Origin of the sequence: Brevibacillus dissolubilis, from assembly GCF_006170445.1 — a bacterium.
GTDB lineage: Bacteria > Bacillota > Bacilli > Brevibacillales > Brevibacillaceae > Brevibacillus_B > Brevibacillus_B dissolubilis.
In genome coordinates, this window is sequence record NZ_VCNA01000012.1 from 141,093 (window position 1) to 156,046 (window position 14,954).

A 14,954-nucleotide genomic window follows, 5' to 3' on the forward strand; every position below is an offset into this window, starting at 1 on the left:
TATGTGCCTGATCCCAAGAGAGTTGGCACCCCGCTGAAAGCCAATGTTCAAGCCCTAACGGAAAATCATCTCTGAGAAGTAAGGCCGAACCCGTCATGCTGGCATGCCGCAAGTAAGCTTTACCGGTTGTCCCCCGTTACAGGGAACGCGTATGAAGTCGTACGTTGGTCGAGTGCCACGGCTGCTCTATGTTTGGTTGACAGCGGTTTTGTCAAGCATGGTAATAGGGATTAGAGCTGTGGAACAAGGGTGGTAACGCGAGAAAGCACATCTCGTCCCTTATGGGGGGCGGGATTTTTTTATTGCCATCATTTCATTAATATATCAGTTCGAAAGGATGACGCTCTGCATGAAACGCATTGATGTCAAAGAAAAAGCACGCGACAGAGAACTGCGCGTATTGGAACAATGGCGCACCGAAGATACTTTTGCCAAATCAATCGAGAACCGCGAAGGCAAGCCGCACTTCGTATTTTATGAAGGCCCCCCAACTGCCAATGGACGCCCACACATCGGTCACGTACTGGGCCGCGTACTCAAGGACTTCATCTGCCGCTACAAAACCATGGACGGCTACAAGGTTCTGCGTAAAGCAGGCTGGGACACACATGGTCTGCCGGTAGAACTCGGCGTAGAAAAAGAGCTGGGCATCTCCGGTAAGCAAGAGATCGAAAAATATGGTGTGCGTGAATTCGTTGAGAAGTGTAAGGACAGCGTATTCGCCTATGAAAAACAATGGCGCGAGCTGACCGAAGCGATCGGGTACTGGACCGACATGGATCATCCATATGTCACCCTCGATAACAACTACATCGAGAGCGTCTGGAACATCCTCTCCACCATCCACCAAAAAGGTCTGCTCTACAAAGGTCACCGCGTAAGCCCGTACTGCCCGGATTGCCAGACTACGCTCAGCTCCCACGAGGTGGCACAAGGCTACGAGGATGTCAAAGACCTCAGCTGTACAGCCAAATTCCGCAGCAAAGACTCTGACGATGTATTCATCGCATGGACGACCACACCATGGACGCTTCCTGCCAACGCAGCACTTGCGATGAACAATGACATCGAGTACGCACGCGTGAAGCAAAACGGTGAGACTTATGTCGTAGCGAAAGCGCTCGTTGAGAAGCTGTTCGAAGGCGAATACGAAGTGGTATCCACCCACAAAGGTTCTGAATTCGTCGGCATGAGCTATGAGGCGCCATTCCCATATGTAGAATTCAACAACGGTCACCGCGTCATCGATGCTGATTATGTCAGCGACACCAGCGGTACCGGTATCGTACACATCTCCCCGGCGCACGGTGAAGACGACTACAAAGCAGCCAAAGCACACGGCATCAACGTCGTGAACGTCGTCGACCTGTCCGGTAAATACACAGCGGAAGTGACTCCGTTCGCAGGCCGTTTTGTTAAAGACTGTGATGTCGATATCGTCAAATCCCTCGCAGAACGCAACCTGCTCTTCTCCAAAGAGAAATATGAGCATAGCTATCCATTCTGCTGGCGTTGTAAATCTCCACTGCTCTACTATGCAATGGAGAGCTGGTTCATCAAAACAACTGCGATCAAGGATCAGCTGATCGCCAACAACCAAACCGTTGAATGGTTCCCAGGTCACCTGCGCGACGGCCGCTTCGGTAAGTTCCTCGAAGATCTCGTCGATTGGAACATCAGCCGTAACCGCTACTGGGGTACTCCGCTCAACGTATGGATCTGCCAAGACTGCAACCATGAGTATTCACCGAGCAGCCATGCAGATCTGCGTGCCCATGCGATCGGTGATGTACCGGCAGACCTTGAGCTGCACAAACCATATGTAGATGAAGTAAAACTCAAGTGTGACAAATGTTCCGGCACCATGGAGCGCACCTCCGAGGTGATCGACGTATGGTTCGACTCCGGTTCCATGCCATTTGCCCAACACCACTATCCATTCGAGAACCAAGAAACCTTCGAAAAACAATATCCGGCAGATATCATCTGTGAAGGTGTCGACCAGACACGCGGCTGGTTCTTCTCGCTGCTTGCGGTATCTACCCTCTACACAGGTAAAGCTCCATATAAACAAGTTCTCTCCACAGGTCACGTCCTGGACGAAAACGGACAAAAGATGTCCAAATCCAAAGGCAACGTAATCGACCCATGGGAAATCATCGGAGAGTATGGGACAGACGCATTCCGCTGGGCACTGCTCTCTGACTCTGCTCCTTGGAACTCCAAGCGTTTCTCCAAAGGCATCGTAGCAGAAGCGAAGTCCAAAGTGGTGGATACGCTCAACAACACCCATGCGTTCCTCGCACTGTATGCTGACATCGACAAGTTCAACCCGGCTGAACACGAGAAAAAGCCGTCCAACAACTATCTCGACCGCTGGATTCTCTCCCGCCTCAACAGCGTGCTGAAGGTAGTCAAAAAAGGCCTCGACGCCAACGACTTCCTGAACCCTGCAAAAGAAATTGAAGACTTCGTAGACGAGCTGTCCAACTGGTACATCCGCCGTTCCCGTGACCGTTTCTGGGGCAGCGGCCTGACCGAAGACAAGGTCTCCGCTTACATGACTCTGACCGAAGTACTGGTCAAAGTAAGCACCATGGTAGCACCGTTCATGCCATTCATCTCCGAAGAAATCTACAGCAACCTGACTGGCAACGGCACAAGCGTCCACCTCGCTGACTTCCCGCAGGCAGACGAATCCGCGATCGATGAAGCACTGGAAAAAGAAATGGCTACTGCACGCTCCATCGTTGAGCTGGCGCGTAACGTGCGCAACGAGACAGGTATCAAGACCCGTCAGCCACTCTCTGAGCTGATCGTCTCCCTCGATGCTGACTTCAACCTTGCAGGCTACCAAGACATCATCAAAGACGAGATCAACGTCAAAGAAATCCGCATCGAAAACGATGATGCAGGCTTCGTCAACTTCTCCCTCAAGCTCAACCTCAAAGTCGGCGGCCCGAAATACGGCAAAAACGTCGGCGCGATCCAAGGCCACCTCAAAGGTCTGGATGCAGCAGGGGCTAAAGCGGTTGTGGAGAGCGGCGAGCTTACCCTGACCACTCCGGCAGGTGAGACCCTGACGATTCCAAAAGAAGACCTGCTGATCGAAAAAACAGCAAAAGAAGGCTTCGCTTCCGCATCCAACGCCAACATGACCGTTGCGCTCAACACCACGATCACCCGTGAGCTGGAGCAAGAGGGTCTCGTGCGTGAAGTAGTGCGTGCGATCCAAGACTACCGCAAGAAAAAAGACCTGCCGATCGAAGCGCGTGTCAACATCGTCCTCGATGTAGATGCCGAGCTCAAAGAAGCACTTGAGTCCTTCGAAGGAGTCCTCCGTGAAAACGTTCTGCTCAACACCGTCTCCTATGACAAAGCAGACAACATGGAAGTCGTCTCCCTTGGCGACCGCCAAATCGGTATGCTGATCAGCCTGTAATCAACGAAAAAGCTGCTCTCCTCCATCAAAAGAGGCGGGCAGCTTTTCCTGTTTCTTTTTACTTTATTTCTTTCTGATTAAAAATGTATAATGTTGTTGCACTATTTGGAAAAAAAGGATGGTAGACAACATGAATGAGCAAGCACTTGTGGCGATGCGCCGCGAATCGCGGTTTCGCCTGATCGGTGCATTCATCCTGACCTTGGCATGTCTTGCCACGTTTTATGGCTTTGGCTGGGATACAGAATGGCACGCAGATGTGGGACCAGATACCTTTTGGACGGAGCCGCATGCCCTGATCTATTCGGGGATGGGGGGCGCTGGATTTATCAGCCTGTTTATGGTGATGGCCACTACCCGCAAGTTTCGGCGGAAGGTAGAGGGTGTCGATGAGAACACGACCACCCCGTTTATCGGTGGACATGCTCCGATGGGCTTTTTCTTCGCAGGCTTTGGTTCGCTTTCGGTATTCATCGGGGGGTGCTATGACCTGTGGTGGCACGAGATTTACGGATTTGATGTGACATTGTTTTCGCCACCGCATTTTGGTTTGATTTTTGGCGGATTGTTGTACGGAGTAGGCGGGGCGTATGTCTATGCCTCCGAGGTCAATCGGGCGAGGGTGCATGGGCTGAAGCTGTACGAACGCTTAGCGACACTGGGATTCATCCTGCAGATCGGGATTCCGCTGTCTACGTCGATGGTATTCATGGTCGTCTGTCTCGATGAGGTTCCGCAGCTCGCCGGCCTGTCTACCTATACGATGCTGGGGGCTGTGGTGGTGCCGCTCGGCTTGATGCTGGCGGCTTCCTTTATCCGCCGGACAGGGGCAGTCACACTGACAGGCTTGTGCGTGCTGACGCTCAAATGGACGGGGATGTCCTACTCGATCTGGTCGGTCAAATGGCTGGCCAACGAGCTGCAATTACCGTACAAGGAAGATGCTTTGTTTTTGCCGCTGGTGACGGGCTTTATGCTGGAGTACATCGTGGTCGTGGCAATCATCATGGATGTGATTTTATATCTGGGGGAAAAATTCGGCTGGTCGCGCCGCACAGCAGTCAGCTTGGCGGGAGCAGTTGGTATGTTCACGAGCAGTCTGATTGATACCGACTGGATCCGCAAATTTACGCTCTACCTCAACACAAGCAAACCGGAGCAGACCGAGACGATACTCGCTGCGATCCAGCAGGGCTTCTGGCTGACCGCAGCGGTATCGGCCGTCATCGCCGCCATAGTAGCATGGCTGGGCTGGCGAATCGGCATTGCATTCCGCTATACGGACAGATAGGAGGGGGGAGACATCATGCTACTACGAATGTTGATCAGCATTGCCATCTGCCTCGTCCTGCTTCCGGCTGGTACAGGTCTGGCTCACGATGTCAAAGCACGGGGGATCGTCTACGTCCAGACGATACAGGTCGGGCCATACACGGTGGACATGGGTTTTAATGAATACCCGATCCCCGCGAAAAAAAGCCTGCAGGTCTTCGTCGAACCAATCGATGGCTATCCGGGCAAAAAAGCTACATACCGTCTGATCCCGCCAGCAGGTGTGGCAGAGAAATTCTACCAACGCAATCTGCTTCCTTACCCGGGGATCGATGACGCATGGGTGCTCCAGCATCCGGGACTGCCGTATGAAGGGCAATGGACATGGGAGATTGAGATCGACGGCCCCAAAGGTAAAGCGACTGGACGTCTCCCACAATTCAAGGTACTTCCGCCGCCGGGCATCCCGTACTGGACGGGCTGGGTCATCGGGATCTTTCCACTGTATGGTTTACTTTGGTTTGCCTACTATGAGCGCAAGCGAGTCAAACGGTTGATCGAACAGGATAATGGAGCTAGAGTATAAGGAAGGAAAGAGAGTATACAGAGCATAGGAGTGGAACCATGGATACGATCACCCATACATTATTCGGTCTGGTTATCTACAACACGCTCAAGACAGAAGAGATGTCTCAACCGATGAAGCGGGCTTTTCTCTTCACTTCACTGGTCGGCAGCCAAATTCCTGATATCGATGTCATCTCCCAAGCATGGGATACAGAAGGCTTGTACCTGATGTGGCACCGGGGGCTGACGCATTCGGTATTTTTGGTTCCGATCTGGGCTTTTTTGATTTCTCTGCTGGCGTATCTGTTCTGGCGGGTACGTGACAGACGGCTTTTCTGGATCGGATTGCTGGCCGTATTCGTGCATGATACCATCGACAATTTTAATGCCTGGGGGACTGGCTATCTGGAGCCGTTTTCCGAGACGCGGGTAACCTTTGGCACAATATCGATTGTCGATCCGATGATGTGGCTGATCATTCTGGGAGGCTACCTTTCACTCCGGCTCAAAAAATGGAGACGGCATACGATCTTTCGAACGGTAGCCGCTCTGTTGGTTGCCCATGTGGCAATCCAGTCGGCAGAAGGGGCTTGGTTGTATCAGGCCAATAAGGCTTCCTATGATTCGGTCGTCCTCTTTGCCCGTTTCGTGCCGGGACAGTTTCATCTGATCGGGAAAAAAGAAGGACTCGTCGAGATCTCCGAGGTGTCGGTCTGGAACGGGGGAGCGCCCAAGCTTTTGATGTCGATTCCATCTGCTGATCAGGCTGACCTGACCGAGCTGTTTGCCAAGAATCCAGAGGCCAAGACACTTTCCCGCTGGTCACCGATGCTGGTCGTAGTTGATGACGGCCAACGTCTGGGGATTTATGACCCGAGATTTGTGCGGAACGGTGAATCATTTTTGTACGAATATATTGAGCGTTAGGAAAAGAACAACCGCCCTAACTTCCAACCTTATGAGGGAGGAGAGGGCGGTATCTTTATGGACAAGTCGCATGTGATTTTTTTCACAACCATATTGGTTTCACCGTGTTATGATCAAGACATCAAGAGAGAACACGCTACACCCCAAAAAACGGATCTGCTCTCAATGATTGAATCCAAGGAGATGGTTACCATGATGAATTGGTTACGAAATAACGTATATGCTGCCGGACTACTTTTCCTTCTGCGAATCTATCTGGGCTGGGAATGGTTCCACCACGGTATCGACAAGCTGAGAGGAACCTTCGATGCGACAGGCTTCCTCAACGGGGCGATTGCCAAACCCGTCCTCGATAAAGCAACGAATGAATTGATTTACCCGAACTTCGTGGCCTTTTTGGAACAGTTCGCCCTGCCGAACGCCAAGCTGTTCAACTTCCTGATCCCACTCGGAGAGACACTGGTCGGACTCGGCCTGATGCTTGGTGCCCTTACAACCGCTGCTGCCTTCTTTGGTCTCTTGATGAACTTCATGTTCCTCTTCGCCGGTACAGTCAGCACGAACCCATGGTTTATTCTCATCGGCGGGATTATTCTGGTGGCTGGTACGAATGCAGGCCGATTCGGGGTCGACTACTATCTGATGCCACTTCTCACCAAGCTCTTTCACCGCAACAATCCAGACGGTCAAAAAGGAGCCGGACTGAAAAACACCCATACACCGGCACACATGTAACCATAGGTAAGGAGCAGCTGCAAAGAACGGATCATTCTTTGCGGCTGCTCCTTCTTTATTTAATCGAAAATTAATCTTTCATTGAAGTATAACGTAAGTCTGCGGCGAATAATTTCTCTTAGGATTCGTTGAGGAGGAGCGTGCCGTACTACAGCCATACTCCTTGTCAAATAAAGAGTAGGAGGAAGCTGATGAGAGCCATCATCTGTACCAAATACGGATCACCGGATGTGCTGGAGCTTCAAGAGGTAGAAAAACCAACCCCCAAGAGCAATGAAGTACTGATTAAAATTCACGCGACGACTGTAACCACAGGGGACTGCCGGGTTCGCGGGTTCCATAGTCCACCCCTATTATGGGTTCCCATGCGAATCGTCTTAGGTCTCAGAAAGCCAAGACAGCCGATACTTGGGGTGGAGCTGGCCGGACAAATCGAAGCAGTAGGCAAAGATGTAACGAAATTTAAGATAGGTGATCAGGTCTTCGCATTAAATGGCATGCGTTTTGGTGCACATGCCGAGTACACCTGTGTGCCCGAGGACGGAGCCGTGGCCTTAAAGCCGGAGAATGCGACCTATGAGGAAGCCACAGCCATTCCTTTCGGGGGAACGTCCGCCTTGTATTTTCTAAGAAAAGCGAATATCCAGAACGGATATAGAGTTCTGATCTATGGGGCGTCCGGAGCCGTCGGGACTGCCGCGATTCAGCTTGCCAAGTATTTTGGGGCAGAGGTGACCGGGGTATGCAGTGCCGCTAATTTTGAATTGGTGAAGTCTCTGGGAGCTGATCAGGTCATCGATTACACCAAAGAGGATTTTACGAGCCGAGAAGAGCGTTATGATATCATCTTTGACGCGGTTGGGAAAAGCTCCAAATCTCATTGCAAAAAAGCACTGACCTCCACCGGGACCTATGTGACAGTCGACGGGCAGGGGATCGCCAAGGTATTTGCAGAAGATTTGATTTTTCTCAAAGAGCTTATGGAAGCAGGGAAGATCACATCCGTCATAGACAGACGCTATCCGCTGCAACAGATTCCGGAAGCGTACCGATATGTAGAGACTGGACATAAAAAGGGGAATGTCGTCATCACCGTGCAGCATGAGAGTGGCAGATGAGAACTCAAGCCGCTTCTGATCGCCCTGCCTGCCCATCAGCCACAGCGGCTCTGTTGTCACCGCGAACCCTAGCAGGATCAGTGAGGAAGAGTACAAGGCCGCCATCATCACCTTGCGCCGCCCGATCAGATCCGAGACCGTCCCCGCGATAAAACCCGCTGATTGGAATGGCAACCTGTTTTTCTTTTTACACGTTTTTCATTTTGTTACAAGATTCGATATCGATTTACATACATCAATTGACAAGGATAATTTTGTCACCTTATAATTTAGATGGATATATAGCGTAGATAAATGAAACATCTCCTAAACATTGTGTAAAGTGAAAAAAGGCCGGCTCTTTCGGAGTGTATATTGTCTATACACGAAAGGGGAGTAATGTGCCTTTTTGTTATATACGCACCCAAGATGTTTCTAGCGTAGGAGAATGACGGAGGAAACGGATGAACAATACATATGAGGTCTACCAGCTGAGGGTTCAGTTTGCTCAAATCATCAACTACAACTACATCATCGTTGATCAGGCTACCCGCGAAGCGGCGATTGTGGACCCTGCCTGGGATTTTGGACTGATTACATCCCGTCTGGAAGAGCTGGGAGCGCGGTTGACCGCTGTTTTGCTGACCCACTCGCATGAGGATCATGTGAATCTGGCAGCCCCTTTGGCTCACAAATATAACTGCAACGTCTATATGTCGGCCCAAGAGATTGACGCCTATGGGTTTACCGCCCCCAACCTCCATGCTGTGCAGGATGAGGATGTGATCTGGGTAGGCAAGACAGCGGTCACATGTCTGGTGACGCCCGGGCATACGCCGGGAGGATGCTGCTATCTGCTTTCCAACAGCATGTTTACCGGTGACACGGTTTTTATCGAGGGATGCGGGATCTGCGCGAATGAACAGGCGGCGCTCAGCATGTATCACAGTTTTCAGCGGATCAAGCGCAGGGTTCATCCAGACGTTTATATTTATCCGGGTCACTCGTTTGGCCAGCAGCCGGGCCATAAGCTGAGCTATCTGTATAGGTGTAATATTTATTTTCAACTGGACGATCCGAATCACTTTGTGTCGTTCCGTACGAGAAGGAATCAGCAGAATTTATTTTCGTTCAAGTAAAATTATTTAAATTATCCGAAAATATAGAGGAGTTGTAACGATGAGCAGCAGCAACCCAATCATTTTTATGTTTGCAGGTCAAGGATCACAGTACTTTCATATGGGCAAGGAACTGCTCAAAAACAATCCGGTGTTTCACCGTTGGATGTATGGGCTCGACAGGATGATCCAGCAGCGGCTGGGGGAATCGTTAATCGACCGTATTTATGATCAGGAGAAAAGGTTGACGGATTCATTCGACCGCACCCTGTACACCCATCCAGCCATTTTTATGGTGGAGATTGCGCTGGCACAGACCTTGATCGAAGAGGGAATTCGTCCCGATTATGTGCTGGGGAGCAGTCTCGGCGAGTTCGCAGCACTGGTGATTGCAGGGGTTCTCACGCTGGAAGAGGGGCTGGATGCCGTCATCACACACGCCCGGGTGCTGGAGGCTAACTGTGCGAGCGGTACGATGACCGCGATTTTGCATGATCCAAGCCTGTACCGGGAGAATCCGCTGCTCTACCGCAACAGCGAGATTGCGGCGATCAACTTCGAGTCCCATTTTGTTATCGCCGGTCAGACGGAGAAACTGCGGGAGATCGAAGCGTATCTCAAGGAAAACCGCATCACCCATCAGGCTCTGGCGATCACCCAAGGCTTCCACTCCGCCGTGATCGATCCTGCTGCACCGCTGTATCGTGATTATCTGTCCCGACTGACCTTCCGCACCCCGCAGATCCCTGTTGTATCCGGTCTGTACGGGCAAATCATTCAGGCAGTACCTGGTCAATATCTCTGGGATGTAGCCCGTCAGCCGATGGAATTTCCCAAATCGATTCGCAGTGTAGAGAGCCGTGGGGGCGGTACCTATATTGACATCAGCCCGTCCGGAACGCTTGCTACCTTTGCCAAGTATCATATCGATCCAAATCAATCAACGATTTTCCCAATCATGACGATGTTCCACCAGGATGTGAAGAATCTGGAGAAGATCAGAGCGGCCCTGCAACAAGCGTAATTAGGAACAAATCCAGTACCAGCAAATACTCGATGGATAGGAGGGATCCAGCAGATGAGCAAGTTAACCGAGTTTTCGATGAAGAATATCACGGCTTTGTTTATTATCATCCTGCTGTTACTCAGCGGGGGCGCCTACTCAGCCTCTACGCTCAAGGTAGAGAATATGCCTGACGTGTCGATGCCGATTGTATCTGTCATCACGACCTACCCGGCACCGCCGAAGGACGTACTTGAAGATGTCACCAAGCCGCTCGAAAAAGCCTTTTCCGGGATGGAAGGGGTCAAAAATCTAACGTCCAGCTCCAGTGACAACTTCTCCCGCATCACCTTGGAGTTTGAGCAGGACAAAGACCCCAAGGAAATGAAGCGCGATGTGGAAAGTCTGATTTCCAACGTCGACTTGCCGGATGCCGCAGACAACCCGCAAGTCATTACGCAATCGTTTGGCAGTATGCCTGTCTATTACATGGCGATCTATGGCAAAGACGGAATGAACCAAGACGAGCTCGACAAGCTCTACCGTGATGTCATGCTGCCTGAACTCAACTCGATCAAAGGCATCGACAAGGCCGAATCGATTGGCAACTCTGAATCAGTCCTCTCGATCAAATTGGATGTCAATGCACTCAACAACTACCGCCTCACTCCAGAGCAAGTGACTGGATACGTTCAGGCGGGCCTCGTCTCGGCGCCTGCCGGTTCTGTTGATCTGATGTCCACCACCCAGATGGTACGGGTCAAAGGCAACATCAATACCGTCTATGAACTAGAAAATCTGGAGTTCACCACGGCGGACGGCGATGTGCTTCGCCTCAGTGATGTGGGGCGGATCGAAGCGATTCAGGAATCCGATTTTTATTCCCGTCTTAATGGTCAATCCGCTATCAGTGTTCATCTATACAAAGCCCGCAGTACCAACACCGTCGAATTCGCAGAAGAAGTAGACAAAAAGATCGCCAAATGGGAGCAAACCATGTCGGGCGTCAGTGTCTACAAGTTCTACAACGACGCAGCCGACGTGAAGCAGTCCATTCACGGAATGCTTCAGGAAGGCGCACTTGGAGCGATTCTCGCTTCCGGGATGATCCTGTTTTTCCTCCGTAACCTGCGCATGACGCTGATCGTGCTGGTCTCTATTCCGTTATCCATCATCACCACACTCTTATTCATGGGCCCACTCGGAATCTCGCTCAACATCATGACGCTTGGCGGTATGGCCATCGCCATCGGCCGTGTCGTCGACGACAGTATCGTTGTTATCGAGAATATCTATGTCCAGCTGCAGCGTGCCCAACAGCGCGGAGAATCCGTCATTAAGCTGGCTACCCAGCAGGTCTCCTCTGCGATCACTTCTTCTACACTTACCACAGTCGGCGTTTTCGGACCGATTGCCATGGTCAGCGGGACGGTGGGAGAGGTCTTCCGCCCATTTGCCATCACTCTCGCTGTCGCGCTGCTTTCGTCATTGCTCGTGGCGGTTACCGTCATTCCGATGCTTGCCAAGCTGCTCGTCATGAACAGCCGCATCCCTTACCACGATGAGTCCAAAGTCGGCTGGTCTGCCGCCTTTTATCAAAAAGTACTCGTCTGGTCGCTCAACAACCGCTTCAAAACGATGGGAGTCGCCGCACTTATTTTCGTCCTGACCTTCGCGATGGTGACCCCGCAGCTGGCCGTCTCCTTCATGCCGGATCAGGATTCGGACACACGTGCCATCGGGATGATCACCATGCCGCTCGGAACCTCATTTGAGACGATGGATGCCAAAGTCTTAGAAATTGAGCAAATGATGCGTTCCGAAAAAGATGCACAAGGAAAACCGGTCTTCGACTACATCCAATCGCTCGTCGGCTACAGCCAGACCGATACCGAACGGATTGCCAACAAAACCATGATGTACCTCGCTTTTGCCCAAGGAACGGATAACAAGCAGGCAGTCAAAGATTATCAGGAAAAAATCCTCTACCTGCTGCCGCAAGGATCAAAAGCAGAGGTCATGCTGATCGCGGGCGGCGCTGGTGCCGCAACAACGGACTTCTCCTACCAGCTAAAAGGGGAGGACATCAATCAACTCCGACAAGCCGCTCTGCTTGTCAGTGAAAAACTGACCGAATTCCCGGATTTGGTTGAGATCAAAGATGGTCTCGGTGATCAGAAATCAGAAGTAGAGATCGTCGTCGAACCAACCAAAGCCAAAATCTATGGCCTTACCTCAGGTCAAGTCCAAGCGATGGTTGCATCATGGATCAATGTGACCGACCTCGGCAAAAAACGCTTGGACGACGTGCAATACGAAACCAAAGTAGAGATCGATGACCAGTACAAAAACACCATCAGCGCCATCGAAAACTTCAGCCTGCATACCCCGTCTGGCGTGGTCATCCAACTCAAGGATATCGCCAAAGTCCGTGAAGTAGAGGCATCAGCCACAATCGACCGTGATGCCCAAGTCCAGGCGATCTCCGTTACCGCCAACATCGACAGTGCGGACAAAGGGGGCATCAGCAACAAAGTCGCCGCTGAACTGAGCAAGCTCGAACTGCCGCCAGGAGTCACCGGCCAAGTCAAAGGGGTATCCGACGACATCAATCAAGGCTTCATGCAGATGTTCGTCGCGATGGGGGCATCTATTTTTATCGTCTATCTGATCATGGTGCTTGCATTCGGCAACGCCAGCGCTCCATTTGCGATTCTTTTCTCCCTGCCGCTCGCAGCCATCGGTGGCTTGCTCGGTCTGTTCCTCACCAATGAATCGCTCAACATCACCTCGCTGATCGGCTTCCTCATGCTGATCGGGATTGTCGTAACCAATGCCATCGTACTTGTTGACCGCGTCCAGCAGCTGAGAGAAAAAGAATATAGTGTCCGTGATGCGCTCGTCGAAGCGGGGATGACCCGTCTGCGCCCGATCATCATGACCGCGGGTGCCACCATTCTCGCCCTGATGCCGCTCGCTCTCGGATTGTCCAAAGGAACCATCATTTCCAAAGGTTTGGCCGTTGTCGTAATCGGTGGTCTCACTACCTCTACCTTCCTTACCCTTCTGATCGTCCCGATCGTCTATGAGATGATCTATGCCGCCCGCAACCGCATCTCCCGCCTGTTCAAACGAAAATCAGTAACCGACGTCAAACCAGTCGTGTAACGCCAACCCTCATTAATGGGAAAAGGAGAACGTACTATGAAATGGTCGAAATCAATGATGATTCTCTTGCTCAGCACGGCGGTTGTCGCTGGTTGCACACAAGCAGAACCGGCCGCCACACCAGCCGCCACCACTCAAGAAACCAAGATCAAAACGGTCAAAGTCATCAGCGTCACCAAACAACAAATCAGCGAGCCTCTGGAGCAGGTCGCCGACATCGTCTCATCCACCCAGCTTGATCTGATCGCCAAAGTCGGCGGCGACGTCTTGCAAGTCTTCAAAAAACGCGGAGACACCGTCAGAAAAGGGGAAGTCATTTACCGCCTTGACCCCACCGACATGCAAATCCAACGCGACAAAGGCGTCCTCGGTGTCCGCAGCGCCCAAGCCCAGCTCTCCAAAGGCCGCGAAGACCTCACCAACGGCAAGCGTGACCTGAAAAACTCCATCGAGCGAGCCGAACGCAACCTGCGGGAAGTGGAGCGGACCCACAACAATATCAAATATGAATACGAGCTTGGTGCCATCCCGAAAAACACCTTTGACCAATCTCTCAATCAGCTCAACAATGCCCGTTTCGAGGTAGAAACACTCAAAAAGGAATACCAATCCCTCGAAACCACCACATCTCTTGATTCGCTCGAAGTCCAACTGCAAATGTCCAACCTCAACATCAAAGAAGCCGAACGTGCCCTCTCCAATATGGAAGTCAAATCCCCAGTCGACGGGATTCTCACCGACCTGACCATCAAGGAAGGCATGAGAATCCAAGCAGATGCCTCCGCAGGCCAAGTCCAGCAGCTTGACCCGGTAAAAATCCAAGCCGAACTGACCGAAACCGCCGCCAACCTCGTCCGCGGCAAAAAGGAGCTCAGCTTCTATGTATCCGGCTCCGGCCAAGTGCAAAAAGGCAAAGTCACCTATCTCGCTGATGTTATGAACAGCACCACCAAAACTTTCCCGCTTGAGCTCGAAGTCCCTAACAAAGACCGCAAGCTCAAACCAGGCTCCAAAGCCCAAATCCTCCTCACCGAGGAAAAAGACGAAGTCGTCGTAGCCATCCCAACCCTCAGCATTGTCCGCGAAGGCGGCATCACCTATGTCTTCGTCCTTGTCGGCGACCACGTAGAAAAACGCAAAGTGGAGCTGGGCCGTCTCAACGAAACCAACCAAGAAGTTCTCTTAGGCATCAAAGAAGGGGAGCAGCTGGTCATCTACGGCCAGAACCAATTGAAAGACCAAGAAAAGGTCCAACTGCAACAAGAGGCTAAAAAATAATGATGAGAGTGTTGCCGGATGATTTCCTTCGGCAACACTTTTTTGTTCTGTTGGTAAGAAATCTATTCGATTAAAAAAGGTATTGACTTTATAAATATCAACGTGCTATATTTGTAAACGTCGCTTCGGGACAACAAAACTGAAGCGAATAAATAAAAAATACCACTTGCATTTGATCAAGTCGGTATGATAGTATATAAAAGTCGCTTGAAGCGACAGGAACAAATGTTCTTTGAAAACTGAACAGCGAAAGCAAATGATAATTCAGCCAAGCAACAAGTTTTTGACCTAGATCAACTTCAACTTTATTGGAGAGTTTGATCCTGGCTCAGGACGAACGCTGGCGG

The 14,954-nt window shown here is 51.3% G+C and carries 10 protein-coding genes and 1 other annotated feature (1 of these 11 only partly in view); all 10 genes read left to right on the plus strand.

Annotation, left to right across the window (positions count from 1 at the left end; all coding sequences use genetic code 11):
- Positions 1–283: a binding site (T-box leader), on the plus strand; it begins 28 nt to the left of the window's first position.
- Positions 284–349: 66 nt separating this feature from the next.
- The gene (ileS, locus tag FGI41_RS20145) at positions 350–3,442 is read left to right on the plus strand and encodes an isoleucine--tRNA ligase (RefSeq protein WP_139492112.1); all 3,093 of its coding nucleotides are present in this window, start codon (positions 350–352) and stop codon (positions 3,440–3,442) included.
- 130 nt (positions 3,443–3,572) lie between these two features.
- The gene (locus FGI41_RS20150; RefSeq protein ID WP_139492113.1) at positions 3,573–4,733 is read left to right on the plus strand and encodes a hypothetical protein; all 1,161 of its coding nucleotides are present in this window, start codon (positions 3,573–3,575) and stop codon (positions 4,731–4,733) included.
- A 15-nt stretch (positions 4,734–4,748) separates the two neighbouring features.
- Positions 4,749–5,300, plus strand: a complete 552-nt coding sequence (locus FGI41_RS20155) for a hypothetical protein (RefSeq protein ID WP_139492114.1) — start codon at positions 4,749–4,751, stop codon at positions 5,298–5,300.
- Positions 5,301–5,338: 38 nt separating this feature from the next.
- The gene (locus FGI41_RS20160; RefSeq protein ID WP_139492115.1) at positions 5,339–6,208 is read left to right on the plus strand and encodes a metal-dependent hydrolase; all 870 of its coding nucleotides are present in this window, start codon (positions 5,339–5,341) and stop codon (positions 6,206–6,208) included.
- A gap of 192 nt (positions 6,209–6,400) precedes the next feature.
- A complete protein-coding gene (locus tag FGI41_RS20165) occupies positions 6,401–6,943 on the plus strand; it encodes a DoxX family protein (protein ID WP_176560362.1) in 543 nt (180 codons plus the stop codon).
- A 191-nt stretch (positions 6,944–7,134) separates the two neighbouring features.
- Positions 7,135–8,061 (plus strand): NAD(P)-dependent alcohol dehydrogenase, encoded by a 927-nt coding sequence (locus tag FGI41_RS20170; RefSeq protein WP_139492116.1) that lies wholly within the window; start codon positions 7,135–7,137, stop codon positions 8,059–8,061.
- Positions 8,062–8,504: 443 nt separating this feature from the next.
- Positions 8,505–9,179 carry an MBL fold metallo-hydrolase gene (locus FGI41_RS20175; RefSeq protein WP_139492117.1) on the plus strand — a complete coding sequence of 225 codons (675 nt, stop codon included), beginning with the start codon at positions 8,505–8,507 and terminating at the stop codon, positions 9,177–9,179.
- Positions 9,180–9,219: 40 nt separating this feature from the next.
- Positions 9,220–10,182 carry an acyltransferase domain-containing protein gene (locus tag FGI41_RS20180; RefSeq protein ID WP_139492118.1) on the plus strand — a complete coding sequence of 321 codons (963 nt, stop codon included), beginning with the start codon at positions 9,220–9,222 and terminating at the stop codon, positions 10,180–10,182.
- Positions 10,183–10,236: 54 nt separating this feature from the next.
- The gene (locus FGI41_RS20185; RefSeq protein WP_139492119.1) at positions 10,237–13,329 is read left to right on the plus strand and encodes an efflux RND transporter permease subunit; all 3,093 of its coding nucleotides are present in this window, start codon (positions 10,237–10,239) and stop codon (positions 13,327–13,329) included.
- Between the two features lie 36 nt (positions 13,330–13,365).
- A complete protein-coding gene (locus FGI41_RS20190; protein WP_255298556.1) occupies positions 13,366–14,607 on the plus strand; it encodes an efflux RND transporter periplasmic adaptor subunit in 1,242 nt (413 codons plus the stop codon).
- Positions 14,608–14,954: the final 347 nt, after the last annotated feature.